This is a genomic window from Exiguobacterium sp. s78, assembly GCF_018618985.1.
GTDB classification, from domain to species: domain Bacteria; phylum Bacillota; class Bacilli; order Exiguobacteriales; family Exiguobacteriaceae; genus Exiguobacterium_A; species Exiguobacterium_A abrahamii.
Genome location: NZ_JACSNB010000003.1, coordinates 87,285 through 113,916, shown reverse-complemented (window position 1 = coordinate 113,916; position 26,632 = coordinate 87,285). Strand labels below are relative to the sequence as shown.

The following is a 26,632-nucleotide window of genomic DNA, read 5'->3' as shown; positions in this document are numbered from 1 at the left end:
GAATAGCGGTTTTATTTATATCCAGTTATCCACATGTGGATAACCCCATTTATGGTATACTTATGGCACTTATCCACAAGTAGAAATGAGGAAATTAACATGCCCCGTGAACTTTATCCAGTTGTCGTCAAACCAGAATGGATTGAATCGATTCAAAGCGGGTATCCCGCGTTACGCAAGGAAATGTTCGAAGCTTTGCACCATGTCAAAGAGGCAGGCGGACTGCTTCATCTGATGACAGAACATAAAGAATACCTCGCGACCGGTTATTTTGGCAAGCAGGAAAAAGGTGTCGGTTGGACTCTCTCAATGGACGAGCAAGAAGCGATTGATGTCGCCTTCTTCAAACAACTTTTTGAAAAAGCGTTAGACAAACGAAATGAATTTTTTGAAGAGTATTCAGAAGCCTTCCGTATCTTTAACGGTGCTGGGGATGGTATTGGTGGTTTGACGATCGACTGTTATGATCATCATTACCTCATTACATTCGAAAATGAAGGCATCTATACATTCCGCCCACTGATTCTTGAGGCTCTTGAATCACTACTGAATTATAGAAGCATTTATGAAAAACGAGATTTCCTCGTCGATCTTCAACCGGTCAAAGGCGACGACTTTTTGAAGGGGGAACGAGGCGATTTTCCTGAAGTCGCACAAGAATATGGTGTGTTGTATGAGTATGACTTGGATGCTGGCATGCGGACTGGTTTTGAAATTGCCCAACGTGAACTACGCCGAATCCTTCTCGATTCCGTCGAACGAAAGACCGTACTTAACCTCTTTTCCGATACAGGAACGTTAACGGTAGCTGCCCTTTATGGTGAAGCTGCCCGAACGACAAGCGTTGATTTCTCGACACGTAGTCGAAATAAGACAAAAGATAATCTGATGTTGAACAGTTTTACTCCCGAAAAACAGAAGATTATAGTTCAGGATGCGTTCGACTACATCGAACAAGCGGATAAGAAGACTCGTTTTGACGTCGTCTTATTCCATCCGCCCGTACAAGTTAATACACGGACGCGTCAGTTTCGGACGGAACAGGATCTCGCCCTTTGGATCCAAAAAGTCATTCATCTGACGAATCGTGGAGGACTGCTTGCGATTACGACAGATAGTCCTGCTCTTGATGCCTCACAATTGAAAAAAGCTGTCGAGCAGGCATTCAACAAGTTGCGTCAAAAATTCGAAGTCGTATGGGAGCAACCGGAGCAGAAAGATTTCCCGACTCCTCCTTCCATGCCACAACTCGCTCCAAAAAACATTCTTGTTCGCCGTAAATGATCTGTTATATAAAAAATCCGCTACCGAATTTTTCAGTAGCGGATTTTTCATATTTTTAACAGGAAATGTAAAATGAATGGAGAATCATTTTTTAGGGGTTGGATATACACTCACCTTACCAAAATGTGATGTTTGATCAAATCGTTGATAGAGATCGTTTAACGCATCGCGTTCATAAGGAATCTGCTCTTCAATCCGAATCTCGATGACACCCTCTTCCACTAAATGAACGAGTTCTGATAAGTGACGTTGCTGTTGTTTCATCTCCTCTACTTTTCCTTTCAGTAACGGAAGCGCGACGAACACAGCTTCAAGGGACAAGGCTTTACTATGCATCATCGTTAAATCTTGTGTCGTCCGTGTCGCGATCGAAATGATACGTCCCCGCTCTTTTGCGAGTATGAACGATTCTTGTAAATGGTCACCACCGACTGTATCAATGATGACGTCGAATCCGTCCAGATCCAGTCGGTTTAATAACGCTTCAGCTGATTCTTTCTTGTACCGATGAACGCGAATCCCTTTCGCTTCTAGCCAAGCTGCCTTCTCGTCAGAAGAGGCGCTCGCTGTGACGTCGCATCCATAATGACGAGCAAGTTGCACGGTAAGATGTCCTACTCCACCCGTTCCACCTGCTACATATACACGAATGCCTGGAGTAATCGCGATTCGCTCTTTTAATATTTCCATCGCGGTCAACCCAATCACCGGTAAGCAACCAGCAACCTCAGCCGAGACCCCTTCCGGTCGGAAGACTGCCATCTGTTCAGGCACAAGCATTTCTTCCGCTAGCGCACCGGCACGTGTTCCAAGTCCACCGCCGAATGCGACGATGCGATCGCCGATAGAAAAAGACGTCACACTATCCCCAATCCCAATGACTTTCCCCGTTACATCCCCCTGGAGAATTCCAGTCGTCGAAGCCGCCGCCACATGTCCGAAGAACATCTTCGTATCAAGTGGATTGATGCTCGACCCCTCGATTTGAACCCGTAATTCGTGTTTCCCCGCTTTTTCAGGTGTGACGTCTTTTTCTGTAAGTGATGCGTCTTTTCCATACTGATCGACTACGAATGCTCTCATGAAAAATTCCCCCTTTTTCATTATTAGTCTATCATGATTCAGAATTCTCTCACATTATGCGTTCATGCTATGATGAAGGTATCTTATGACGAGAAGGGACGTTTTTGATTTGAAACAAGAATTGATTGATCGTCTAACTACATACGTGAAAGTCGATACACAGTCGAACTATGAGAGTACGACTGTTCCAACAACTGAAGGGCAATGGACACTAGCTCGTTTGCTCGTAGAAGAATTAAAGACCATTGGCATGGAAGAGGTCACGGTCGATGACAATGGTTATGTCATGGCGACGTTACCCGCTAATACAGATGCAGACATTCCGACAATTGGTTTTCTTGCTCACCTGGATACAGCAACGGACTTTACAGGTACGAATGTTCGTCCGCAACTCGTGGAAGCCTATGATGGAAATCCGATCACGTTAAGTGAAGTACCGTCCGTCATCCTGTCGCCAACTGATTTTCCGGCACTACACAACTATGTTGGTCATACCTTAATGACAACGGATGGTACGACATTACTCGGTGCCGATAATAAAGCCGGAATCGCAGAAATCATGACAGCCATGCATCATCTGATTTCACATCCAGAAATCAAGCATGGTCGCATTCGTGTTGCCTTTACGCCAGACGAAGAAATCGGTCGTGGACCACATCACTTCAATGTCGAAGCATTCGATGCCACGTATGCTTATACGGTTGACGGCGGTCCGCTGGGTGAACTCGAATACGAAAGCTTTAATGCGGCTGCAGCCAAAATCGTCTTCCACGGAACAAATGTCCATCCGGGAACAGCAAAAGATAAGATGGTCAATTCGCAGAAACATGCGATGGCATTCCACGATCGTCTTCCTGGAGAAGAGTCTCCTGAATTCACGGATGGTTTCGAAGGCTTCTTTCACCTGATTTCGTTTGATGGTTCTGTCGAAAAAACGACGCTCGACTATATCATTCGTGATTTTGATCGTGAGGCGTTCGAAGGACGGAAACACTTCTTATCTGCCCTTGTCGATGAGTGGAACAAAAAGTATGGCGCCGGCAGTGTCGAAATCGATTTACACGATCAGTACTACAACATGCGCGAAAAAATCGAACCCCATATGCACATCGTCGATATCGCTCATGCAGCGATGGAGTCGCTTGACATCACACCGATCATTAAACCAATTCGTGGTGGGACGGATGGATCACAACTTTCATACATGGGTCTTCCAACACCGAACATCTTTACCGGTGGCGAGAACTACCATGGCAAGTTTGAATTCATTTCGGTCAATAATATGGTCAAAGCAACACAAGTGATCATTACCATCGCTCAAGGATTTGAACAAGCTTCGCGCTAATCAAAAGCAGATTCTCAGCGCTGAGAATCTGCTTTTTTTCATGTCTGGCGTTGTTGTTTTTTCAAACGATAGATGTAACCAATCAGCAAAAAGATAATCAACGTCGAGGCAATCATGAGTTCCTTCGACCATTCACCGACGAAGGAGTTGGAATTTTCCTCAATCTCTCGCTCAGGCATCTGTTCTTTCATCTGGTCTGCTTGGCGCTTCGTGATTTTAAAGCTGTCTTTCCACTTCCACGTCTTTTCTTTTCCTTCAACACGGATATTAATTTGATACGTACCTGGTTCTAAGATTCCTGTCGTTTCAATCGGTGTTCTCATATAAATCGACGGAGCAAATCGAACTTCCGTCGCTTTCCGAACGACGACATTTTTGCCTTGCGTGACGACGGCTTCGAACTTCATAGGCTGACTGATCGTCGGTACCTGATTGGCTAGCTTAACAAAGACAGTCGGTCTAGAAAAAGACGACTTTGCCTCTACCCCTTCGTACGTAATCTCGGGCGCCAGGTCTTTAATCGAAGATCGGACTTTCAAACCGATGATGTAAGAGTGACGATTTTGAATACCGATTGTATTTTTTTCAGCTGTTTCTTTTTCTGGTTTCTTCTCGACCCGAACACCAGCTAACAAGGTACCGTCTAAATCGTTCACGATCTCAAGTGGTAAAGAAACGACTTTTGATTCGCCTCCCTTGATGAACGTCGATGTCGCGTTCGGTTGAATGAGATCCGTCAACGAAGTCGGAGCTAACGGGACCGGTTTCTTTTGATCGTAAACGATCAAACCATTATCGTTCGTCGTTGCATTCCGGATTGATGTCAAAAACGTATGATCATCAGGTCCGTGATTGAAAATCCGAACTTGAATGTTTGTCTTTTGTTTTGCCGTCATACGTAAGTCAAAGTACGAGACACCAGAATCCACTTGGTAGGCATTCGGAACGGCTTCAATCGAAAAATTGACGCGATCTTCTGCAAAACTAGTCGAAGGTATGACGCAGAATAACAATACATAAAGTAGTATAGCAAGACAACTGGCTCCCCATCGTTTCATCTTTGTCTTCACCTGCTTTCCAATCAATTCACGACATCCGTAAGCGTCCAGTCGAGTGTTGCGGTGTGTGTGCCTTGCACTTGAGAATTGATTGGTACATTGAGTTTGATGTAATCGTTATCGGTTCCATTACCCTTCCAGTAAATTTGCCAAGTTGAGAACGTTCCTTCTGGGGATGTTAATATCGTTTGCGCATCTCCTGCATTTCCTGGTGTCAATGTTATATCTCCTGTCGTAGGTGCCGCGAATCCTGATACATTCACTAATGTTTGAACAGTACCGGCATCAATGGATAACGTCGAACCTATTAACGAGGGCTTTCCACCTTCATCTATAAAGTCTCCCAACTTCACAGTTACTTCCCATTCTGTCCGATTAACCCGTCGATCCGTTACTTGGAGAAATGGTTTTTGATCAGTCGCCTTAAACTCAGCTTTATTGGAAAGCAATTCGTTTGATCCAAAATCAAAGTTAGGCGCATAGTCGAGTGTCAATGCTCCTGTATTTCCTGTAGGTGTATTTCCGCCGTTTTTGTCTGGTTCATATGGATTGTTCGGGTCCCGATCATCTGGATCCACGATGACCGGTGCTTCATTCGTCGTGAACGTAATTTTTGCCGTCGACTCGCCCGTAGAAGTCGCCGCCCATGCAGTGGTTGTTCCTAAAACCAAAGCTGTGCTCATCAATACCGTCGAAACAGCGAAACGTTTCTTCATTTCTGTTCTCTCCTTTTCATGGTGCATTGATTAAACTCCATTGAATGTCTGCGCTATACGATGAAGGTTTTGGATATTTGCCAGTTAAGTCGAGAATGATCCCTTCGTTTTCTGCGTAGGTTAACGGTGTCTGATTCGAGCTTGCCGACATCGTCCCTGTTGCGATTTCAATAGCAGTCGTTTGTAACAATTGGGTTTTCGAAGTGGTCTTAAAATAAAGAACATCGCTCAACACGTCATTGTCTGTACTCGTCAAAGGACGACTGAGACTTGCTTGTAACTTCCAGCTGTAACCTGTTGCATTTTCGTGCGAAATAGAAATCGTCATTGGGGACAAGCGAGGGATTATTTTCTCACGTCCTGTCAACTCATGACTTCCGAAATCTAGCGTATCCGGAACACTTAAGTTGAATGTAGGTCCGATTCCAAGTGTTGCTGTAGCCGTACCACTACTTAAAACATTCAAATCAACTAACCCATCTGCTAAAACACTCCGGAATGTATAGACTTTATCGACTCCGACTGGTAATTTTCCGACTTTGAAAGATAAGGTGAATCGATCGCTACTTAGAAGAGATAGCTTTAATAAAGAGCTAACATCAGCATAAATTTGGTTATTCGTTCGATCGATTATTGCTGTCGCATCTCTCGTTTGCGATCCAATCCCAAGTAATCCATTATAGCGATATTGAAGTTTGACGGAACTCGTTTCAATACTTTGCATCACTTCTGGTGGTAATCGAAAAATAATATATCCACTTGATAAATTTAAGCCCAACAATCCAGAAACAGTATTTTCTAATGTGATCGTTTTAGTCGTTCCATTATAAGAAGCATCTAAGCTTGATGTTCCGAGCAGTGCTACTCCAGCAAGCATCGGTACAACCGCTTGTTGCTTCTCTTGTCTTGGTTTAGGTGACGTTAGGACAGGAGTTTCGATTTCGTTCGGTGATTCTGCTTTACCAGAATCAGGTTGGTCGGGAATTTTGTTTTCCTCTTCATCAGTAGGTGCTGTCTCAGGTGTCAGTGGATCGTCATTCTCGGTTGGAGATGTCTCTGGTGTTGATGGGTCTTCACTTTCAGTTGGGGGTATCTCTGGTGTTGATGGATCTTCATTCTCAGTTGGAGGTATCTCGGGTGTTGGTGGATCTTCGCTCTCGGCTGGTACTGTCTCAGATGTTGGTGGGTCTTCGTTCTCAGTTGGAGGTGTCTCAGGTGTGGATGGGTCTTCGTTCTCAGTTGGAGGTGTCTCAGGTGTGGATGGGTCTTCGTTCTCAGTTGGAGGTGTCTCAGGTGTGGATGGGTCTTTACTCTCGGTTTGGGGTGTCTCGGGTGTTGGTGGGTCTTCACTCTCGGTTGATGGTGTCTTCTCTACTTCTACGAGTTCTTCGCATTGTTCAATTTCCTCTTTTTCCAACAAGTCCTTTTTCTTTGGATCATTCAACGTCTCTTCACAAAACGATGACGTCAAAGGGTCTGGAATCTCGAATTCCTCAGTCGTCGCATGACTGTGCGGAATCGGAAAGCTTGTTGCCAGTAAGATCATTAAGATGATAAAAAGATTTGGTGATCGATTTCGATACAATAAAATTCCTCCTTCAATTGGAACAATTCATTGACCTAGTTGATCTAAATGACTTTTCTTTACATCTTTTTCCTTCTAAATAAGTTAATTAAACCATTAATTTGGGATTTAAAAGATATAAAATATATCATTATTTATTGGTATATTAAAATTTAATGCCATAAGAGCATTAGTACAGTCATTTTATTATGATGAAATAAAAAAATGTGCTTGTCTCCAAGCACATCGAGATTTAATTCTTTTCTTCTGTCGTATCGTTTGGAATCGGTAATTGAACCATACTACCCGACCCACTGACGAGTGGTGACTTTCCGTCCCATTTCTTGACAGCTTCGTATTGAATCATCTCTTCTGTCAATGTCTTCTGTAGTTCTTTTTGAGCTTTTGCCAACCCTTGAGCTTCGATCAAACGGGCATCAGCTGCTCCTTTTGCCTCTACGCGAAGACGCTCTGCTTCTGCTTTAGCGATTTCAAGATCCGTCTTCTTTTTATCGAGTTCCTGCGACGCTTTGACACGCGCATCGATTGCTTCCTGTGTCTTCTCATCTGGTTTCGGCGCACCGAGTGCAACATCCTCGATGATGAAACCGATATCTTTGACGTCTTCTGCAAACTGCGTCTGAATGCTCGTTGAGACATTCCCTGATTTTTCACCGAATAGTTCAAGAACGGTGACTTTTGAGATTTGCTCACGCGATGCATCATAAAGTCGTTGTTTTAAATAACCTTTTGCGATCTCATCGATTTCGATCGGTCCGAACTTATTGAAGACTTTCGTCACCTTATCCGGTGAGACGGAGAAGCTGTATGTAAAGTCGACGACGATGTTCTTTCCATCCTTGGTCGCAAGCGTCATGTTTTCAAGCGCTTTTGTCTGTGTCCGAATCGGATACTCTGTCACCCGTGTAATCGGTGAAACGACATGCCAACCTTGCGATAACGTCTCATCTTTGACACCGCTTGATGGTGTATAGACGACACCAACTTGTCCAGGTTCGATTTGTTCAACGATGAACGGTGTTGTTGCAAGCAACGCTAGTACGAGCACACCAGCGATGATCATCGATGGGCGAATTTTTTTCTTCGGTTTGATTTCTCTCATTCTGAATCTCCTTTATCGATCTTTTCTTGGATATAACGGTAGAGTTCCATGCCAAGCAAAACGATGAGGGCGAAAAACAATAATGTGAAAAAGATGGCCATCTAACCCCTCCTCTAACGAATTCCTTACTTTCTTCTACGTATCTATCTGGAAAATGTTTCATTTTTTTAAATGTCTGGTTGCTTATTTTTAATTTCTGTCCTAATATGGAGGGAACTTTGCCTGCTCTACGACAGATCACGATTTGTGGTACACTCGAATGAGCACATCACTTACTAGAAACGAGGGTTCATCTCTATATGATTACAGTACAAAACGTCGGTCTTCGCTTTGCAGACCGAAAATTATTCGAAGACGTCAACATCAAGTTCACACCAGGTAACTGTTACGGTCTGATTGGTGCAAACGGTGCCGGTAAATCGACATTCCTGAAAATTCTCGCTGGTGACATCGAAGCACAACAAGGCGATGTCATCATCACACCAGGCGAACGTTTAGGCGTTCTCCGTCAGAACCATTACGAATACGAAGAATTCCAAGTCATCGAAACGGTCATGATGGGACACAAACGTCTCTATGAAGTCATGAAAGAAAAAGATGCGATCTATATGAAAGAAGATTTCTCGGACGAAGACGGCATGCGCGCTGCTGAACTCGAAGGTGAATTCGCTGAGATGAACGGTTGGGAAGCAGAGTCGGAAGCCGCAATGCTTCTTCAAGGACTCGGCATCAAAGAAGACCTTCACTCGAAAACGATGGCTGAGCTGACAGGATCGGAAAAGGTCAAAGTCTTGCTTGCACAAGCGTTGTTCGGCAAACCAGACATTCTCTTACTCGATGAGCCGACGAACGGACTTGATTTGAAAGCCGTCAAATGGCTCGAAGAATTCTTGATCGGATTCGAGAACACGGTCATCGTCATTTCCCACGACCGTCACTTCTTGAACAACGTCTGTACGCACATGGCGGATCTCGATTACGGTAAGATTCAATTGTATATCGGAAACTATGATTTCTGGTACGAGTCAAGTCAGCTTGCTTCGCGCATGGCAAGTGACCAAAACAAGAAAAAAGAAGAGAAAATCAAAGAACTTCAAGCCTTCATCGCGCGTTTCAGCTCAAACGCTTCAAAAGCGAAACAAGCGACGTCGCGGAAGAAATTGCTTGATAAAATCACACTCGACGACATTCGTCCATCGTCACGCCGTTATCCGTTCGTCGGTTTCACACCGGAACGCGAAATCGGAAATGACCTCTTGATGGTTGACGGTATCTCGAAGACGATTGATGGTGTCAAAGTCCTTGATAACGTCCGCTTCTCGTTGAACAAGACGGATAAAGTCGCGTTCATCAGTCAGAGCGATATCGCGATCACGACTCTCTTCAAGATCCTTATGGGTGAGATGGAACCGGATAGCGGTACGTTCAAATGGGGCGTCACGACTTCACAGTCGTACTTGCCAAAAGATAACTCGGAATTCTTCGAAGGCTCGGACAAGACGATCCTCGATTGGCTCCGTCAGTACTCACCGGCAGATGAGAGTGATACGTTCCTCCGTGGATTCCTCGGTCGGATGCTCTTCTCAGGAGAAGAAGTTATGAAAAAAGCCTCTGTCTTATCTGGGGGCGAAAAAGTCCGTTGTATGCTTTCAAAAGCAATGCTCAGCGGTGCTAACGTTCTCGTCCTCGACGATCCAACGAACCACTTGGATCTCGAATCGATCACAGCACTCAACGATGGCTTGATCGCTTACAAAGGTGCGATGCTCTTCAGCTCGCATGACCATCAGTTCGTCGAAACGATTGCGAACCGTATCATCGAGTTGACGCCAAACGGTATCGTCGATAAAGAAACGACATACGATGAGTACTTGAACAATGATACGATCCAACAGCAATTAACAGCGTTATACGCACAATGATGTCAAAAGAGACCGGAACTGTCGTTTCGGTCTCTTTTTTGAACACTTTGAAGGAGGAATGCGATATGCGTCATCGCGTATGTGCCGCGCTGATTGAAGAGCAACAGATCTTAATGGTTGAATTACACACGCCTTCCCGGACATTTTGGACGTTACCGGGCGGAGGTGTCGAGCGTGGTGAAACAAAAGAACAAGCCGTCGTGCGCGAAGTATTAGAGGAGACGCATCTTCACATCACAATCGAACGACAACTCTACGAGATTTCAATCGATCAGGGAATCGAGACATGTTTTCTCGTTCAACGCACCTCAGGTAGTTCTTCTGCACCTCGACTCGGGATTGATCCCGAACTTCCGCTTAATAAACAGGAATTACGAACCGTCCGTTTCCGACCACTAAAGGACCTTCAAGATGATTCACAGATTACTCGTTTGCTGAACTTACTGTAAAGGAAAGATTAACTAACTGAGATATAACTAACCAGGTTTCTTTACACTCCCTACATAATCGACTGAGTGAACTACTCACCACTTGTTTGCTTCGCAAATTGAAGTAGGAGCCTCTTGGGAAGACCGTACTTTTACAAGCTACGATTATTGACCAAGCTCATCGGGTGGTCCCCACCCTGAAGAATTTTCAGTATGCTAACATCAACAAGTTGATGCTCGCGTTGATGTCTCGATCATGAAGAGCACCACAAATACAGCTCCACTCGCGCACATCCATGGCTTTCTTCTTGCTTTTTATTCCGCAAGAAGAACAAATCTGTGTAGAGGCATACCATTGATCCGCTTTGATAAGTGTTCGCCCGTAGAATTTGCATTTGTATGCTAGCTGACGAACAAACTCATACCAACTGACATCCCCGATCGATTTGGCGATCTTATGGTTTTTCATCATGTTCTTCGACTTAAGTGTCTCAACGACTATGACTTGGTTATCGTCAACGATTCGTTTCGACAGCTTATGAAGAAAATCTTGACGTTGATTCGCAATCTTTTCATGCTTCTTGGAAAGGATCATCCTCGCCTTCTCTCGGTTCTTACTCCCAATTTTCTTGCGTGACAAGCCACGTTGCGCCTTCTTTATCTTATCTTCAGACTTTCGAAGAAAGCGCGGATTGGCAACTTTCTCAGAAAAATGTTTATCGTTTGTCAGGATGGCGAAGTGCTCCAAACCAAGATCAATCCCTACTTTATGTTTGGCGGGAATCCATTGCTCTTCGGCTTGATCGACGAGGATCGAGATGAAGAATTTTCGGGTCCTCGTCATCGAGATCGTCGCGGACTTGATCACACCTGTAAACGGACGATGTTGTTTCAACTTCACAAAACCAATCTTAGGAAGCTTCACCTGACATGCCTCGATTCGGATGCTTCCCTTCAGATTGTTCGTCGTGTAAGAGGCGCGGTCGTTGTGCTTCGATTTGAACTTGGGGAACCCAACAGACTTATCCCGAAAAAAGTTCTGGTATGCCTTATTCAAGTCCATCTGAGCGTTCGCTAGGGAAAGACTATCGACTTCTTTTAGGAAAGGGAATTCAGGTTTGTACTTTGCTGGGGTTGGGAGCTTCTGCTTCACGTCAGGGTCGAGCTTAGACTCTTTATACAATCGGATACGCTCTTCGAGCATCTTATTGTAAACGAAACGGACACAACCGAACGTCTTCACGAAATACTCTTGTTGGAACTTCGTCGGATAAAGTCGAAACTTGTACGCCTTCAGCAAGGAAATCACTCCTCTCCTTTTTTTCGATGTAGTGTCTGATGACATCGATCGTCGCATTTCCGGTCCTCACTAGACAATAACTTCGGGACCAAAACATTTCTTTTCAAAGTTGTGTTTTGACATGTGGAAAATCGTGGTTGATCAATCGACTACTGGTACTCTTATAAGCGTTCAGAAACTTGGACATTTCCGCGTTTGGGTGCGCTTTAAACAACACATCGATATAATCGTTGTCATGGTTCCACTCGATCAGTGTAATACGATATGACGTGCCTATTCGTTCGAACATCTGTCTCGCAAACGTCGAGATGGCGTCATCAATCACTTGTCTCCTGTATTTCACTACGAGGATAAGATCGTAATTCAGAAGAAAGACTGAATGCTTATCTGTGTTAAATTTTGTTTGTGTATCAATTCCTTTTATTGGTTGCACTGATTTCATCAAATGATTATAGTCTTATCGAAACGGGTGATTCATCTCCTACCTACGCTACACTTAGAGGTGGGAGTATTCTCGCCTGATTTTGATAAATCGTATACGAAGCGACAGGATACAAAAACGCGGGAATCCGTTTTTTCATGCGTTATTCTTCTTTTGTTTCGCCGCTTCTTCTTCGACACGTTGCAACAGCCCATGAACGATTTTCTCATTCTCTCGCTCTCCTCCAAGCGACAACAGACTCTTTCCAACAAAGTTCGCTCCCTCATTTTTTCCCGTATAGATCAACAGACAACGGTCATGGTCGATCGGTTTAAGTGTAAACGTCATCTCGATCTTGAATATTTTAGCCAATGTGAATCCAATCGTATTTTGTTTGAAGTCAGGCTCGTTCGTATAGGCTAAATCGGTCACGATATAGGTTTCAAGTCGATTACCCTGCATGTATGTTTGACGATACGTCGAACCGACGACACCCGGTTTTCGTTCAATCACCTCGTGCTGGACGACGTTTGGAATCAAACGCTGCAATCGCGTGTGATCAAACAAGTGCCATGCTTCCTCAATCGGAATATCGAGCTGTCGTTCTTCTCTCCACGTAATCATAGATCCGCCCCCTTTTCTATACAAATACCCTGTCATCCGGTCTTGTAACGTCCGGTGACAGGGCGAGAGCAGATTCTTATTTTACTGTGCTTGTTTCAAGGGCTGCACCGAGGAACTTCGCTAGTTCGAGCATACCGTAGCGTCCTGCAGCTGCCTCGGCATCCGAATTATAGTTCGTATTCGTATTGACGTCATACGTATAGATCGTACCTGACGCATCCTTAATGAACTCGATGCCTGCGACCGCGATTTGGTTCGCTTGGAGGAATGCTTCATACTTTTGGATGATCGGGTCATCGAAGCCTTCAACGATTTGGAACTTCATCGGTGTTTGCGGTGCTTCTTCACCGACTGGGCAGAACAAGTCGTCGATCACGCATGCATCCGCTGGGCAAAGCTCGAACCCTTCTGATGTATCGACTCGAACCGCGTAGACGAACTTTCCACCTACGAACTCACAACGTGTGATGTACGGTTCTGGTGCTTGAATATACTCTTGAATCAACGTGATGCCATCGACTGGTTCGTCGAATGTCGGACCGTCGAGATAAGCTTCAAGTGCTTCAATCGAGTGGAACAGCTGGACGCCGAGACCTTTTCCGGCACGGTTGTGTTTCGTGATGAATGACGAAACACCGATTTCTTTTGCTGCTTGTACGATTTGATCACGTCCGACGGCAGCCGTCGTCTTCGGTACACGAATCCCAGCCTTCCGCAACGCCGTATATTGATTGACTTTGCTGACTTCAAGACGGAGCGCACGCGTTCCGTTAAAGACGGTCCGGTCATGCTCTTCTAACCAAGCGAGGACCCCTTCCGTCAACTCCGGCGCGTAACGATGTCCCCGCGTATGCGAAGAAGCACTCATCCGGCTGTAAAAGACGCCTTCTGGCGGCAGTTCATCCAGCGGAACGATTCCTTCATTCAAGTGCCACTGTTCATACGGTAATTCGAGTTCTTCGAGACGTTTGATGAGATGGTCCGTCCATTCTTGGTTTTCGTGGAGAATATGAATTTTTGTCATGATTGTTGACCTACCTTTCGTTTCGCTTCGACCAGTGGCATTACGTCACGAGCAAAGCGTTCCATTTCTTCAAGTTGTGGTGAGAATTGTAACAAAAGTAACGTGACACCGACGGCTTCGAACGCTAGAATCCGTTCAGCGATTTGTTCTGGTGTCCCGATTAAATTCGGACGTAGACCACGGTTCGAGACAGAATAATCGTTCCGCTCGACCTGTTGCTCCAGTTGCGATTTACTAATGAAATCCTGATAACCGGCATAACCGGCGCTGTCTTCCTTGACGTCCGTGATCCGTTGCCATTCAAGAAGTGCTTCTTCTTCCGTATCCCGACAAATGATGTAGGCAGCAAGACCGAAGCTTTCGAGCGGCTTTTGTCCCGTCGCTTCCCGGCGTACTTTCATGTCGTCGATTTTATGGGCTACTTCTTCAACAGTGCCCCCGTGCATGACATAAGCGTCACAGTGTTCGACGATCGTTCGCTTTCCAGCTTCACTCTCTCCACCAGCGTAGAGCTTGATGCCTGGACGCTGGACTGGCTTCGGATGGAGTTCTGCTTGCTCGATCGTGTAGTGATGACCGGAGAAGCTATACGGTGACGCATCTGCCCACAGTCCCTTCATGACCGTGACGAACTCTTCCGTCCGAGCATAGCGTTCATCGTGCGCTGTGAAGATACCGTTGTATTGTTTCGCTTCCTCTGCCCACCACGCTGAAACGACGTTGAGCGTAAAGCGTCCACCACTCAACTGATCGATGTTTGCCGCCATCTTCGCCGTCGTCGCTGGATTATGGAACCCGGGACGAACCGCTGTCATGATCTCAAGGCGTTCTGTCGTTGCAGCAATCGCTGCTGCCGTCGTCCATGCCTCAAGACTCGGTTCCTTGATGCCTTTGATATCATTCAAGTTCAATTCCGCAATCAACGTCGTCGAGAAGCCGATTCGTTCTGCTGTTTGTGCGACTTGTTTCGCATAATCGAAGGTCGGTGGCATCTGTTCATCCTCGACGTTACGTAACCATCCCCCAAAAATCGGTAACCAAAAACCATACTCCACTCCATCGTCCCCCTTATCATAAAAAAACGCTCTTTTCGAAGTTCGAAAAGAGCGACGGTATCTTGTCCTGTCCGCTCTTATCTTCGGAAGGTATCCCTTCCTGGAAGTAGCACCTTCCGCCGTAGCGGGGTTGCTGAAGTGTCTTCGGGCCAGTCCCTCGACTTCTCTAGATAAGATGTGTTGCATTCATCGTACAAAATTCACTGAACTAAAGCAACCATTAAACCGTCTTTTCCAATCGGAATTATTTCACGCATAAAAAAATCCCGACGTCGTGTCGGGATTCGGTATTAATATGGTGCGACGAAATCTGATGTTGGCTCTGGCGCTTGTTCACCACGCACACGATCATAGAATTTTGCCATTGTGACGCTGAAGTATGGTCCAACCCATAAGACAGCAAGACCAAGTGTAACGATCACGAGTAATGCCCAACCAATGAATGATAGGAAGAGTAAGAATGCTTCCATTTTATGACCATCCATGAGTTGACGTGAACGTGTGATCGCCTCGAGGATACCGACCGATGGTTCATCTCGAAGGATGTAGAACGTCAACAGGTAAGAGAACGACTTGATGATCCCTGGAATGATCAAGAGTAATGTCCATAAGAATAAGAAGACCGCTTGCACAATCGAGACGCCGATGACTTTGCCGAAGATTTTATACGGCTCGAACAAATCAGCTACTTTGACTTCTTCATTGCGTGCGAACGACATCGCGACCCACGTCCAACCCGCTGCGATTGGGATCAATAAAATCGAAAGAATGATACTGACCGCACTCATCGCATTTAGATCTTCGTTAGGATCTGGTCCGATGAACGTCGGAACGCTCTGGATGATAGAAAACAGTACGAACATGAGGATGGCAAATCCCCAACGACCGCTGAGCGACTCCTTCGCTGCTTTTTTTAATTGAGATGACATGAGTAAGGTCCTCCTTGAAAAATAAGTTCTCACCTTACTTTACGGTCGAATTCTTCTAATGTTTCACTCTTTTTTCAATAATTTCCCGTCTCGTTGCTGGTTGAGCCAAGCACGCTCAAGTTGTCGTTCACACGCCGTGTATAACGATCGTCGACCGTCGAGCCGTTCCATCGCGAATGGAATACCATGCTTTTTCGCCTGCGCGATGACATGTGCACTCGCTGCATGAGAAACGCGACTCGTCACGACGACGATCGCGTCCGTCTTTTTGGCGAGACAGGCAATCTTTTTCGCGGACTGTGCGTCCCCTGCAAGATGAATCAATTCGATTCCCGTCGGCGCAAAGAACTCGCGATAGACAGCGGTCTGTTGTTCATTTCCGACGATGACGAGACGCATTCCTGTGAAGCGCGTGAAATCAAGTGGTGTCTTATCAACGAAATCCATCAATTGTCCAGGTACGGCTGTCGTCACGATCGGTTCAATCGTTCGCTCTTTTGGCATACGGACGCGACGCTGTGCTTTTTTAGCTTTCGGAACCGGTTGTCGTTTCATTTTTCGTGCATACCGATTTGACTTTTTCGTTGTCACAGACGTCTTCACTACCGGTTGCTCTACCTCTGATGGGCGGTTAGATGATGCGTTGATGATCGGCTCTTTATACGTGAATGGATGCTTCCAAGCAATCGTCAGTGTATCCTTCCGTTCCCGCCACATGACGAGATCGACGAGTTGACCTGCTTCTAGTCGGAAATAGCGCATGTCTTCTACCGGAACGACATAATAGAACGATCTGCCCGACTCATCTTGCAGTGGACCATTCACCGTTTCCTCAATGATTCCATGCGCCTTGACGATTGCTTGTTCAAACACGACACGTTCTGGATTCTCTCTCATTCGCTCCGTCGAGACGACGGCTTCGATACGGCATATCGTTTTTTGATCATCCTGACGATCGACACGGACACGGACTTCCATGCCGTGCTCGAGATTCCAATCGCGGACGTCTCGTTCAGAAATATGACTGCCCGACCATTCTAGTAAAGTACCACCTTTTAACCCCCGCTGAAACGTATAGGCATAACGTTGCTTGCGTACTGGCTCGATCGGTACTTGCGGTGGCATGACGATAGTCTGTTTCTCTAACTCCATCACTTCATCGATGACCGGTGTTTCTTGAACGTCGCGCGGTGCATAATACGCTGACATTTTGACCCATTCATCGATTCCGTTCACTTCGTCGAGCCAGAGTTGCCAATCTTCATACTGCTCCACGACCGCTAATTTCATCTGTACCAATTCAGTTGCTCGTTCCAACACCTGTTGCATCATCCGTAACCACTTCCTTTGCGTTTTTTTCACTATAGCAACGAAAAAACGCGGAAGTAGTCCAAAAAAATAACCAGGTTATTTTTTTGTTCAGGTACGTTGCTGAATTTCCACAGCCGGATCCTGACGCTTGTATTTCGCAACGATGACGATCAAAACCGTGATGATCACAAGCAGGAACCAAGAAGACAATTTTCCAAGATCAACGACTACCCAGCCTCCTTCCTGATGCGGATAGACCCAGCCTTTAAAGAACGTTACGATGTTCTCCGCGATCCAAATGAAAAAGGCAATCAGTAAAAAGGATAGAACGAGCGGCATCCGGTAGATCGTCTGCTCGATCGTAAAATGAACCCATGACTTATAGAAAACGAGGACGACGAGGACCATCAATAGCCAGCGTGCATCGAAGATCCAGTGGTGGGTGAAGAAGTTGAGATAGACGAGGCTGCCGACGCTGATCGCAAGCCAGGGGGGTGGAAATGCTATGAATCGTAAATGAAATCGCCGAAACGCCTGGCAGACATAACTCGCGACGCTTGCGTACATGAATCCTGCATACAAGGGAACACCAGCCACTTTCGTCAAAGCGTCTTCCGGATAACTCCAAGACCCGACGTTCACCTTGAACAGTTCAAGTGCTAGACCGATGACGTGAAACAATAAGATCAGTTTGAATTCCTCCATCGTTTCATACCGCGTGACGAGTAAGACGATTTGGACGAGAATACACCAGAGCAACAGGAGATCGTATCGTGCGATCGGTTCAGTAGGAAGATAACGTGAAAGAGCAAGCGCAGCGAAAATCATCACGGGAAAGACGCAACAGATCGCTTCTATATATGTAAAACGAATTAGGTGCCGGATCGCTTTCATTCGGTCATCTCCTTTTTCTTCAGTATACGTTTCTCTTTTGACCTTCCCCTCCTTCTTAAGATGGAAAAAACGGAAAATTTCGTCTTTCTTCTTCCACTTTCCTCATGATACAGTTAACGAATCAATTATTTTAAGAAATGAGGTGACAGACATGACGCGTCATCGCGCTTCCTGGTTGTTACGCGCTACGTTAAAGTGGGGACTCTTCCTGCTCGGTTTATTTTTACTCGCTCTTGGCTCATCGATGATGATCACGGCTGAACTCGGTGTCTCGACGTGGGATGTATTGCATCTTGGTCTCCAAAAGAAGACGCCACTATCCGTCGGAACGATCATCTTGCTTGTTGGTCTATTACTCGTTTTCGTTAAGTACGCATTAGACCGCGTCACACCGCAAATCGGAACGCTCGTCAACGCGATTTTCGTTGGTGTCTTCATGAATCTTGTGCTTGGTTCTCATCTCTTACCCTCTTTTGAATCGATCTGGTTGAATACGCTCTGGCTGATTTTCGGTATCTTCATCATTGGGATGGGCGCTGGTCTGTATGTCGCTGTCGGATACGGGGCTGGTCCACGAGATGGGTTAACGCTGACACTTGCAGAGCGCTTCGGAACGTCGATTCGTCTGATGCGGACGATCATGGAAGTCACGGCATGCGGCATCGGTTGGTTGCTTGGGGGACCTGTTTTCTTCGGTACGATCCTCTCGATTTTCCTGATTGGACCGTTTCTGCAATTTTGGTTGTTCTATTTCCGCCGGATCATTGCAGCGATTGATGCAAAAGGAATTCCAGCGTCTGAACGCCAAATTAGCTAAGTCGCCTGACTCGATATCATTCTGCGTGAATGATATCTTTTTTTATGTCAGAAGCAGATAAGTTGCGCCATCAAAATAAACACGTTATATTCGTTTACATATCAATCTTTGATACGTCAAAGGTTTCTTCGAACGAAGGGAAGGATGTGATGGATTGAGTATTTCCTGCACCGAAAAAGGACGTTTGATCTATGCACTCGTCTCCGTCAATAAGACGATTGCTCAAAAATTCGATCTCTGTACGGATGGTTTCAGTCAGACGCGAATGGACCTACTTGCTCAACTACAGGTCGATCAAACGATCAGTCAAAAAGAATTGCAAAAACGCGTCAATGTCGATCACGCGGCGGTGACCCGTCACCTCAAACACCTGGAATCGACAGGGATGATTGCTCGCGAACGGTCAGCCGCTGACAATCGGGTGATTCTTGTTTCCTTAACGGAACAAGGGGCGACGCGCATTGCACGATTACGCGAACAAAAAGATGAGTTCCTCGAGAACTTACTCGAAGGATTCTCTGCTGAAGAACAACGGACGTTAGCTGAGATGATTCAACGCATCGAAGCGAACGCCGACACATTACCTAAATTAAAAGAGGAGTCGATTTAATATGGCAACGCAAACTCAAACAGACTTCATGGAAATCGTCAAAGGACGCCGTTCGATCCGTAATTACGATACAGACGTGAAGATCTCAAAAGAAGAAATGACACAAATTCTTGAAGAAGCAACACTCGCACCTTCTTCTGTCAACATGCAACCATGGCGTTTCCTCGTCATCGATAGCGAAGAAGGCAAAGCGACACTCGCACCACTCGCGAAATTCAACCAAGTCCAAGTCGAGACATCTTCTGCTGTCATCGCGGTCTTCGGTGACATGAACGCTGTTGATCAACTCGAGAACATCTACGATACAGCTGTCGCAAAAGGGCTTATGCCACAAGAAGTACGCGATCGCCAAGTACCAGCGATTCAAGGTATGTACAGCAGCGTATCAGCAAACGACTTGAAAGACAGCATCTTGATTGACTCGGGTCTCGTCTCGATGCAATTGATGCTCGTCGCTCGTGCACACGGTTATGATACAAACCCAATCGGTGGTTACGAGAAAGATCAAATCGCGGAAGCATTCGGTCTTGAAAAAGATCGTTATGTACCGGTCATGTTGCTATCGATCGGTAAAGCGGTGGACGCTGGATATCCATCAGTTCGCCTACCAATCAACGACATCGCAGACTGGAAATAAGTTTTTTTACACTATAAAAAAAGAAAACACACACAAGGGAGATTGAATAATTATGACTACTCAAACAACAACGGACTTCATGGAAATCGTCAAAGGACGCCGCTCGATTCGTAACTACGACACAAACGTAAAAATTTCAAAAGAAGAAATGACACAAATCCTTGAAGAAGCAACACTTGCACCATCTTCAGTTAACATGCAACCATGGCGTTTCCTCGTCATCGATAGCGAAGAAGGTAAAGCGACACTCGCACCACTCGCAAAATTCAACCAAGTTCAAGTCGAGACATCTTCTGCTGTCATCGCTGTCTTCGGTGACATGAACGCGGTCGACAGCATCGAGACAATTTACGACATGGCTGTTGAAAAAGGTCTTATGCCACAAGAAGTACGTGATCGCCAAGTACCAGCCATCAAAGGTTTCTACCGTCCAGAAGACGTTGAAACATTACGTGATAGCATCTTGATCGACTCAGGTCTCGTTTCGATGCAATTGATGCTCGTCGCTCGTGCACACGGTTACGATACAAACCCAATCGGTGGTTACGAAAAAGACCAAATCGCAGAAGCATTCGGTCTTGAAAAAGAGCGTTACCTCCCAGTCATGTTGCTTTCAATCGGTAAAGCAGTGGACGCAGGATACCCATCGGTTCGTCTACCAATCGCTGACATCGCAGAGTGGAAATAAGCGATTTCACTCAGTCCGGATTCCTTTCATAGGAATCCGGCTTTTTTGTATACTCAAAGAAAAGGAGGCGTCAGTAATGTATGATGTGACGATTATCGGAGCCGGTGTGGCAGGAATTTTCCTCGCCCATCAGCTTGTTGAAGACGGGCAACGCGTCTTACTGCTCGATGCCGGAAAAACGATTCGCGAGCGCAAGGCAGAAGATGCGTATCTTGGATTTGCGGGGCTTGGCAAATCAGAAGGAAAGTTCAATTATGCGACAGGATTCGGCGGGGAACTCGTCTCAAAAATCGGTGAAGAGACGACACGACGACTGTTCCAAGAAGTCGATGATCTTTTATGTACATATGGTGGAGGTACAGTTGAGACCTATTCCACGCATTCCTCTACTGTAGCGTCTCGTGCCCGTCGCGCCGGTCTACATTCGGTCGAGACGACCGTCCGTCATTTAGGCACAGTACGGACAGCTGCTGTCTTCACGGCGTTTGAGGACGCCTTATTACCACGTCTCGATGCCCGATTCGAAACGACAATCGAGCAGATCACAAAATCAGAGCCGTTTACGATCAAAACAACGGACGAGATCTTCGTCAGTCAACGGATTGTGTTTGCGACAGGTCGTTCAGGTGCAGACTTTACGTTGCACCAATTAGCGACGCTTGGTGTCACCCCACAGCGGACCCGACTTGATCTCGGGGTGCGAATTGAGACGGATGAGGCGCTATTTCGGACATTGTTACAGGAGACGTTCGAGACGAAGCTCGGTTACGACTCGCCTTACGGTCAAGCCGTCACCTATTGCATGAATCCGCGCGGACGGATCATCCGCAAATATCAAGAAGGACTCGTCATGCCGGACGGTCAAAATGTCCACGAGACAGCAGACGGCTCGACGAATCTGAACTTTACACTATTTCTCCCGCGTTATTTTTCGACGCTAGCGAAAGCGAATGCGTATGCCACGCGCATCATTGGCGGAATCAACCAAGGTGGTGATCGCATTCTCGTTCAGCGACTCAGTGATTTCCGAGCATCGCGAGCGACGACACACGATCAATTGAGTCGTAACACCATTGTCCCTTCCCTAACCGCGTCCCCCGGTAATTTGCATGCAGAAGTACCTGCAGAAGACATGCTTGTCTTAGAAGGGTTTTTAGAGCGCCTTGAGCAACTCCTTGAAGTGGAACTTCCGGGAGATACGTTGCTTTACGGATTAGATGGCAAGTTTTACGCACCGATGCTTGAGACGTCAGAGACGTTTGAGACGACATGTCCCGGTGTCTATGCGATCGGGGATTGTTCCGGTGCCACACACTCGCTTGCCCAGGCAGCCGCTAGCGGACTCCATCTTGGGCATGCCTTGACGCAAAACAGCCGATCCCTCTTCGCTTAAGCGGAGAATGACCGGCTTGTCTTATTTCTTGAATGCTTCGTACACTTTCAATTGTTTCCCTTTGACCTTCGTCGTCTTCATCGCCCGGAGGACAAGCGGACCTTTCCCGTTGAGGATATCGACATACGTCAACGTATCCTGAATCGAGATGATGCCGATGTCGTCTGCTGTGACGCCTTCAATCTTCGCAATCGTTCCAACGAAGTCGACGGCACGGAGTTTTTTCTTTTTCCCGCCGTTAAAGAACAATTTCATGATGTCCGCATCAAGCTGCTCCGTTTTCGAAGAACGCGTATCTTCCGTCGCCATCTTCTCCTCAAATGCATCCGCTGTTCGCATCAAGTCCTTTTCCGTCGGTGCTTGGCGACGTGTCAGTTTCCCGTGATACTGCTCGATTTCCTTCAGGCGACGTTCGTCTGCCGGCGTGACGAGGCTGATTGCTTGTCCTGCTGCTCCTGCACGCCCCGTCCGACCGGTCCGGTGAACGTAGCTTTCTCGTTCGACAGGGAGATCATACTGGATGACGTGCGTGATGTTCTCGATATCGATCCCACGTGCCGCGACATCTGTTGCGACAAGAATTCGGAACTTCCCGGCACGGAAGGCTTTCATCGCATCGAGTCGATCGTCTTGTTCCATCCCACCATGGATCGCTTCAACCGGATAGTCATGTGCGCGTAGACCATTCGCGACGAAATCAACGTGTTCTTTCGTCCGACAGAAGATCATGCAGCGATCCGGGTTTTCAGCGACCAGGACATCTTTCAAAATCGCGAACTTCGTCTTGTCCGTCACCGGAATATAACTATGCGTAATCGTTGAGACGACGGTTTCACCCACTTCGATCCGTTTTGGTGCCTCCATGTAACGGTCACTCAACTGTTCGATGTCTTCTGGGAAGGTCGCAGAGAACAATAGTGTCATCCGCTCCTTCGGTAACTCAGACAAGATGGCATCGACTTGATCGAGGAAGCCCATGTTCAGCATTTCATCCGCTTCATCTAAAACGACGTAACGTACTTTCTCAAGTGATAACGTGCCCCGCTCGATATGATCGCGTACGCGTCCCGGTGTTCCGACGACGACGTGTGTCTTTTGTTTGAGCTCCGTGACTTGCCCGCGGAACGGTTGCTTGCCGAAGACGGCTGTCGCTTTGATCCGCTTATAGCGTCCGATGTTCATGATATCTTCTTTGACCTGTAAGGCAAGCTCACGTGTTGGCGTCAAGACTAAGACTTGTGGTTTATTTTCTTCCCACTCGACGAGTTCACACAGTGGAATCGCAAACGATGCCGTCTTTCCGCTCCCCGTCCGTGATTTGACGATGACGTCTTTTCCGGATAATACGACGGGGATGACCGATTGTTGGACTTCGGTTGGTGTCGTGTAACCGAGTTGCTCGATCGAATCGAGAATCGGTGTGCTTAAGTTAAAATCATTGAATCGTGTACGTGTCATAGAATGTCCTCATTTCTTATCGTAAAAAAAGCTTCCCACCGAAACGATGAGAAGCCCAACGAATTATTTGGATGCTACTTTATCTTTTTTGATTTGCTTACTACGTAATTGACCACACGCTGCATCGATGTCTGTTCCGTGCTCAAGACGAACACCACAGTTCAAGCCGTTCTTTTTCAACGTATCGTAGAACGTCGTGATATCTTCAGACGTACTACGCTGATATTGACCATGCTCATCGACCGGGTTGTACGGAATCAAGTTGACATACGTTAAGTGACGTTTGTCTTCGAACAGTTTTGCGAGTTCGACTGCGTGTTCCTTTTGGTCGTTGACGCCACGAAGCAAGATGTACTCGATCGTGATTTTACGATTCGTCGTTTGAACGTAATAATCGATCGCTGGCATCAATTTCTCAAGCGGGATCGCCCGGTTGATTTTCATGATTTGCGTACGCAATTCATTGTTTGGTGCGTGAAGCGAGATGGCTAAGTTGACTTGGAGTTTCAAGTCAGCGAACTTGTAGATCTTGTCTGCCAAACCACTTGTTGAAACTGTGATGTGACGTGCACCGATCGCAAGACCATTGTGGTCCTTGATGACGTTCAAGAAGTCAACCATGTTGTCGAAGTTATCGAACGGTTCACCGATACCCATGACGACGACGTGGCTGACACGTTCTTCGTTACCGACTGCATCGAGGTGATGTTGAACGTTCATGATCTGCTCAACGATTTCGCCTGCTGACAAGTCGCGGCTCTTCTTGATAAGACCACTTGCACAGAAGCTACAGCCGATGTTACAGCCGACCTGTGTCGTAACACAGACAGAAAGACCGTATTTATGACGCATCAAAACCGTTTCAATCAAGTTGCCATCATATAATTTGAAAAGGAACTTGATTGTTCCGTCTGCTGATTCTTGCTTGACCGCTTCTGTCATCGAGTCAATCGTAAAACTCTGATCTAACAACTCAAGGCAATCCTTGTTGACATTCGTCATTTCCGCGAAAGTCGTGACACGTTTACGGTAGAGCCAATCCCATACTTGTTTGGCACGGAATGGTTTGTGCCCTTGATTCGATAACCATTCTGTCATCTGCTCAAGCGTTAATCCATAAATGGATGGTTTATTCATTTCGAAAGACCTCATTTCTTTTTCCAGAACTACAACATTCCTTTATCTTAGTAAAAATCAGCGCGTGACGCAACGTTCAAATCCTAAATGTTCACTTTCTGTAAAGTTTTTGCGCCACTTTCGATCAAATCGACAGACTCCGACGTCCGAATTGAACGACTGCTCCGGTCAAGAACACGAGACAGAGGACGAGTAAAAGAATGGAATGAAGAAGAAAATGATCCGTTCCTTCTAGTAATTGCGTCGTATTGAATAAGGAGAAGACAGATAGATAACGAAGCCACTCCGTCTTGTCACTTAGTTCCGACAGAATCGTCAAGACGATCGATAGGACAAGCACACTACCAGCAAGCGAAAAAGCACGACGTTCTTCGTCAAATAACGTCGCAACGAATAACGTAAAGGCACCGATCGCCAAGAGTAACAATAGCGCATTGAGTTGAATCCGCCATAAGATGACGTCATTGATCGAAATATCTGTCATCCACCAGTCGGATACCATCAAGACGAGTCCATTCAGTCCTACGAGAACCATACTTGCGATACCCATGACGATCGCGACAGCAAACGTATACGCATTCCGTGTAATCGGGGCTGCAAGATAGACGATCAGCTCTCCGTTGTCGATCGGTCGCGCAACGAGGCGCGCTGCTAATGAGAGCAGGAATAGACTCGCAATGACTTGAAAGATCAGTCCATAATAGTTCCCCCCCAGCAGATCCAGTACATTCTCGAACCCTGTCACCTTATCGTATTGAAATGCTTTTAAGACTTCCGGAGGTAACGCTTCTAGCTTTGCTTCTAGTAAACCTGTCTTCATCATCGATGGATAAAGCAACGCAAGCATCAATAAGTAGAGACTCGTTCCAATCGCATAAGCAAGCACGGGCTTTCTAACCTGCTTGAATAAAGAGCGGATCAGCAATATCACGACGATTCCTCCTCTCCATAATAATGCAAGAAGACCTGTTCTAAATCATCTGCTGACGGACGAATCAGCCGCACATCATATTGGGTTAAATAAGCAATCGCCTGATTTAAGCTCAGCGTCTCGTCCGTTTGAAAACTGACTTCCAGCCGCTTCGGTTCAACACCGACTTGCATCGCGAACTGTGCTGCCTCCACCTCAGTTCGGAAGACGATCGTGTACGTCTTTCGACTCGATCGAACCAACTCATGAATATCCGATTCGACGATGATGCGCCCTGCTTTGATTAAAGCCGCTCGATCGCACGATTTTTCCATCTCCGGAAAGTGATGCGAACTCATCAGAATCGCTTTTCCAGCATGCTTCTCCTGTTCAATCCACTCTAAAAAACGCTCTTGCATCAAAGGATCGAGTCCACTGGTCGGCTCATCAAGTAGATAGACGGGTGCATCCTTCATGAAGCAACCGACAAGTGCCAATTTTTGTTTCATCCCTTTTGACATCTTGCGGATTTTCGTCTTCGTCTCAAAAGGAAATCGTTTCAACAACAGTTGTCGCCGTGCCGGATCGCTACCGTGTAGTCGTTGCATCAAATCCAGCATGTCTGCTCCCGTCATGTCTCCAGGTAAACTAATCTCCCCCGGCAAATAACCGACCAATTTCTTCACTTCTTTACTTTGCTTCCAGCAATCAAAACCACCGATCGTCGCCTTTCCACCATCCGCAGCCAATAGTCCCATCAAATGTCGGAGTGTCGTTGATTTTCCAGATCCGTTTGGTCCGATGAAACCGAATATCGTTCCCGGATCAACTGTAAAACTGACATCGAATATTCCACGCCCCGGTGCAAACTCTTTCGTGACATGCTCTAAACGGATCATCA

At 46.3% G+C, this 26,632-nt stretch carries 25 protein-coding genes, 1 pseudogene and 1 riboswitch; of the genes and pseudogenes, 9 read left to right on the top strand and 17 right to left on the bottom strand.

Annotated elements, in window-relative coordinates; all coding sequences use genetic code 11:
- The first annotated feature begins 99 nt into the window (after positions 1 to 99).
- Complete coding sequence (locus tag KNQ18_RS13650) at positions 100 to 1,284, top strand: class I SAM-dependent rRNA methyltransferase (RefSeq protein ID WP_215085181.1); 1,185 nt, start codon at positions 100 to 102, stop codon at positions 1,282 to 1,284.
- A gap of 84 nt (positions 1,285 to 1,368) precedes the next feature.
- Here the strand turns inward: KNQ18_RS13650 and KNQ18_RS13645 are convergent, their stop codons facing one another.
- Entirely contained in the window at positions 1,369 to 2,367 is a 999-nt protein-coding gene (locus KNQ18_RS13645) for a zinc-binding dehydrogenase (RefSeq protein ID WP_149428039.1), read from the bottom strand.
- Positions 2,368 to 2,476: 109 nt separating this feature from the next.
- Here KNQ18_RS13645 and pepT point away from each other — a divergent pair, with 109 nt between their 5' ends.
- Positions 2,477 to 3,712, top strand: coding sequence for a peptidase T (gene pepT / locus KNQ18_RS13640; protein ID WP_215085179.1), 1,236 nt, complete (start codon positions 2,477 to 2,479; stop codon positions 3,710 to 3,712).
- Positions 3,713 to 3,750: 38 nt separating this feature from the next.
- Here the strand turns inward: pepT and KNQ18_RS13635 are convergent, their stop codons facing one another.
- The 4 genes from KNQ18_RS13635 to KNQ18_RS13620 all read right to left on the bottom strand — a co-directional run bounded on the left by KNQ18_RS13635 (position 3,751) and on the right by KNQ18_RS13620 (position 8,173).
- Positions 3,751 to 4,770: a WxLIP family cell surface protein gene (locus KNQ18_RS13635; RefSeq protein WP_215085177.1), complete on the bottom strand. Its 1,020-nt coding sequence runs from the start codon at positions 4,768 to 4,770 to the stop codon at positions 3,751 to 3,753.
- Positions 4,771 to 4,793: 23 nt separating this feature from the next.
- Positions 4,794 to 5,486: a WxL domain-containing protein gene (locus KNQ18_RS13630; RefSeq protein ID WP_167507595.1), complete on the bottom strand. Its 693-nt coding sequence runs from the start codon at positions 5,484 to 5,486 to the stop codon at positions 4,794 to 4,796.
- Between the two features lie 16 nt (positions 5,487 to 5,502).
- Positions 5,503 to 7,071, bottom strand: a complete 1,569-nt coding sequence (locus KNQ18_RS13625) for a hypothetical protein (RefSeq protein WP_215085175.1) — start codon at positions 7,069 to 7,071, stop codon at positions 5,503 to 5,505.
- 232 nt (positions 7,072 to 7,303) lie between these two features.
- Entirely contained in the window at positions 7,304 to 8,173 is an 870-nt protein-coding gene (locus KNQ18_RS13620; RefSeq protein WP_149428044.1) for a prohibitin family protein, read from the bottom strand.
- 299 nt (positions 8,174 to 8,472) lie between these two features.
- Here KNQ18_RS13620 and KNQ18_RS13615 point away from each other — a divergent pair, with 299 nt between their 5' ends.
- Both KNQ18_RS13615 and KNQ18_RS13610 read left to right on the top strand, forming a co-directional pair.
- Complete coding sequence (locus tag KNQ18_RS13615; RefSeq protein WP_023469778.1) at positions 8,473 to 10,095, top strand: ABC-F family ATP-binding cassette domain-containing protein; 1,623 nt, start codon at positions 8,473 to 8,475, stop codon at positions 10,093 to 10,095.
- 65 nt (positions 10,096 to 10,160) lie between these two features.
- The gene (locus KNQ18_RS13610) at positions 10,161 to 10,544 is read left to right on the top strand and encodes an NUDIX domain-containing protein (RefSeq protein WP_214725162.1); all 384 of its coding nucleotides are present in this window, start codon (positions 10,161 to 10,163) and stop codon (positions 10,542 to 10,544) included.
- A 187-nt stretch (positions 10,545 to 10,731) separates the two neighbouring features.
- On the opposite strand, the gene tnpB is transcribed toward KNQ18_RS13610, so the two are convergent.
- From tnpB to KNQ18_RS13570, 8 genes and pseudogenes are all read right to left on the bottom strand, one after another.
- Positions 10,732 to 11,823: an IS200/IS605 family element RNA-guided endonuclease TnpB gene (gene tnpB / locus KNQ18_RS13605; RefSeq protein WP_215085173.1), complete on the bottom strand. Its 1,092-nt coding sequence runs from the start codon at positions 11,821 to 11,823 to the stop codon at positions 10,732 to 10,734.
- Between the two features lie 16 nt (positions 11,824 to 11,839).
- Positions 11,840 to 12,265: pseudogene (gene tnpA, locus KNQ18_RS13600) on the bottom strand (IS200/IS605 family transposase); the annotation flags it as partial.
- A 135-nt stretch (positions 12,266 to 12,400) separates the two neighbouring features.
- Positions 12,401 to 12,868, bottom strand: a complete 468-nt coding sequence (locus KNQ18_RS13595) for an SRPBCC family protein (RefSeq protein WP_023469781.1) — start codon at positions 12,866 to 12,868, stop codon at positions 12,401 to 12,403.
- Between the two features lie 76 nt (positions 12,869 to 12,944).
- Positions 12,945 to 13,892, bottom strand: a complete 948-nt coding sequence (locus tag KNQ18_RS13590; protein WP_050678782.1) for an ATP-grasp domain-containing protein — start codon at positions 13,890 to 13,892, stop codon at positions 12,945 to 12,947.
- Positions 13,889 to 14,947 carry an LLM class flavin-dependent oxidoreductase gene (locus tag KNQ18_RS13585; protein ID WP_149428047.1) on the bottom strand — a complete coding sequence of 353 codons (1,059 nt, stop codon included), beginning with the start codon at positions 14,945 to 14,947 and terminating at the stop codon, positions 13,889 to 13,891. The genes KNQ18_RS13590 and KNQ18_RS13585 overlap by 4 nt, the downstream gene beginning before the upstream one ends.
- Positions 14,948 to 15,021: 74 nt before the next feature.
- A riboswitch (SAM riboswitch) is annotated at positions 15,022 to 15,124 on the bottom strand.
- Between the two features lie 113 nt (positions 15,125 to 15,237).
- On the bottom strand, positions 15,238 to 15,876 hold the full coding sequence (locus KNQ18_RS13580) for a DUF975 family protein (RefSeq protein ID WP_050678780.1): 639 nt from the start codon (positions 15,874 to 15,876) through the stop codon (positions 15,238 to 15,240).
- Between the two features lie 63 nt (positions 15,877 to 15,939).
- Positions 15,940 to 17,208: a DUF2325 domain-containing protein gene (locus KNQ18_RS13575; protein ID WP_215085171.1), complete on the bottom strand. Its 1,269-nt coding sequence runs from the start codon at positions 17,206 to 17,208 to the stop codon at positions 15,940 to 15,942.
- An 87-nt stretch (positions 17,209 to 17,295) separates the two neighbouring features.
- Positions 17,296 to 18,081 (bottom strand): DUF817 domain-containing protein, encoded by a 786-nt coding sequence (locus KNQ18_RS13570; protein WP_214772321.1) that lies wholly within the window; start codon positions 18,079 to 18,081, stop codon positions 17,296 to 17,298.
- A gap of 151 nt (positions 18,082 to 18,232) precedes the next feature.
- On the opposite strand from KNQ18_RS13570, the gene KNQ18_RS13565 reads away from it, so the two are divergent.
- The 5 genes from KNQ18_RS13565 (at position 18,233) to KNQ18_RS13545 (ending at position 22,226) form a co-directional block, all read left to right on the top strand.
- Entirely contained in the window at positions 18,233 to 18,898 is a 666-nt protein-coding gene (locus tag KNQ18_RS13565; protein WP_023469787.1) for a YczE/YyaS/YitT family protein, read from the top strand.
- Positions 18,899 to 19,052: 154 nt separating this feature from the next.
- Positions 19,053 to 19,508 (top strand): MarR family winged helix-turn-helix transcriptional regulator, encoded by a 456-nt coding sequence (locus KNQ18_RS13560; protein WP_023469788.1) that lies wholly within the window; start codon positions 19,053 to 19,055, stop codon positions 19,506 to 19,508.
- A 1-nt stretch (position 19,509) separates the two neighbouring features.
- A complete protein-coding gene (locus KNQ18_RS13555) occupies positions 19,510 to 20,145 on the top strand; it encodes a nitroreductase family protein (protein WP_023469789.1) in 636 nt (211 codons plus the stop codon).
- Positions 20,146 to 20,197: 52 nt separating this feature from the next.
- Positions 20,198 to 20,833 (top strand): nitroreductase family protein, encoded by a 636-nt coding sequence (locus tag KNQ18_RS13550; protein ID WP_023469790.1) that lies wholly within the window; start codon positions 20,198 to 20,200, stop codon positions 20,831 to 20,833.
- 76 nt (positions 20,834 to 20,909) lie between these two features.
- Positions 20,910 to 22,226, top strand: coding sequence for an NAD(P)/FAD-dependent oxidoreductase (locus KNQ18_RS13545; protein ID WP_215085169.1), 1,317 nt, complete (start codon positions 20,910 to 20,912; stop codon positions 22,224 to 22,226).
- A 21-nt stretch (positions 22,227 to 22,247) separates the two neighbouring features.
- Here the strand turns inward: KNQ18_RS13545 and KNQ18_RS13540 are convergent, their stop codons facing one another.
- The 4 genes from KNQ18_RS13540 to KNQ18_RS13525 all read right to left on the bottom strand — a co-directional run bounded on the left by KNQ18_RS13540 (position 22,248) and on the right by KNQ18_RS13525 (position 26,630).
- Entirely contained in the window at positions 22,248 to 23,684 is a 1,437-nt protein-coding gene (locus tag KNQ18_RS13540) for a DEAD/DEAH box helicase (protein ID WP_214748867.1), read from the bottom strand.
- A 63-nt stretch (positions 23,685 to 23,747) separates the two neighbouring features.
- Positions 23,748 to 24,821 carry a dual-specificity RNA methyltransferase RlmN gene (gene rlmN, locus KNQ18_RS13535; RefSeq protein WP_023469793.1) on the bottom strand — a complete coding sequence of 358 codons (1,074 nt, stop codon included), beginning with the start codon at positions 24,819 to 24,821 and terminating at the stop codon, positions 23,748 to 23,750.
- 124 nt (positions 24,822 to 24,945) lie between these two features.
- Positions 24,946 to 25,752, bottom strand: a complete 807-nt coding sequence (locus KNQ18_RS13530) for an ABC transporter permease subunit (RefSeq protein ID WP_350468480.1) — start codon at positions 25,750 to 25,752, stop codon at positions 24,946 to 24,948.
- Complete coding sequence (locus KNQ18_RS13525) at positions 25,749 to 26,630, bottom strand: ABC transporter ATP-binding protein (protein ID WP_050678773.1); 882 nt, start codon at positions 26,628 to 26,630, stop codon at positions 25,749 to 25,751. The genes KNQ18_RS13530 and KNQ18_RS13525 overlap by 4 nt, the downstream gene beginning before the upstream one ends.
- Between the last annotated feature and the right edge of the window lie 2 nt (positions 26,631 to 26,632).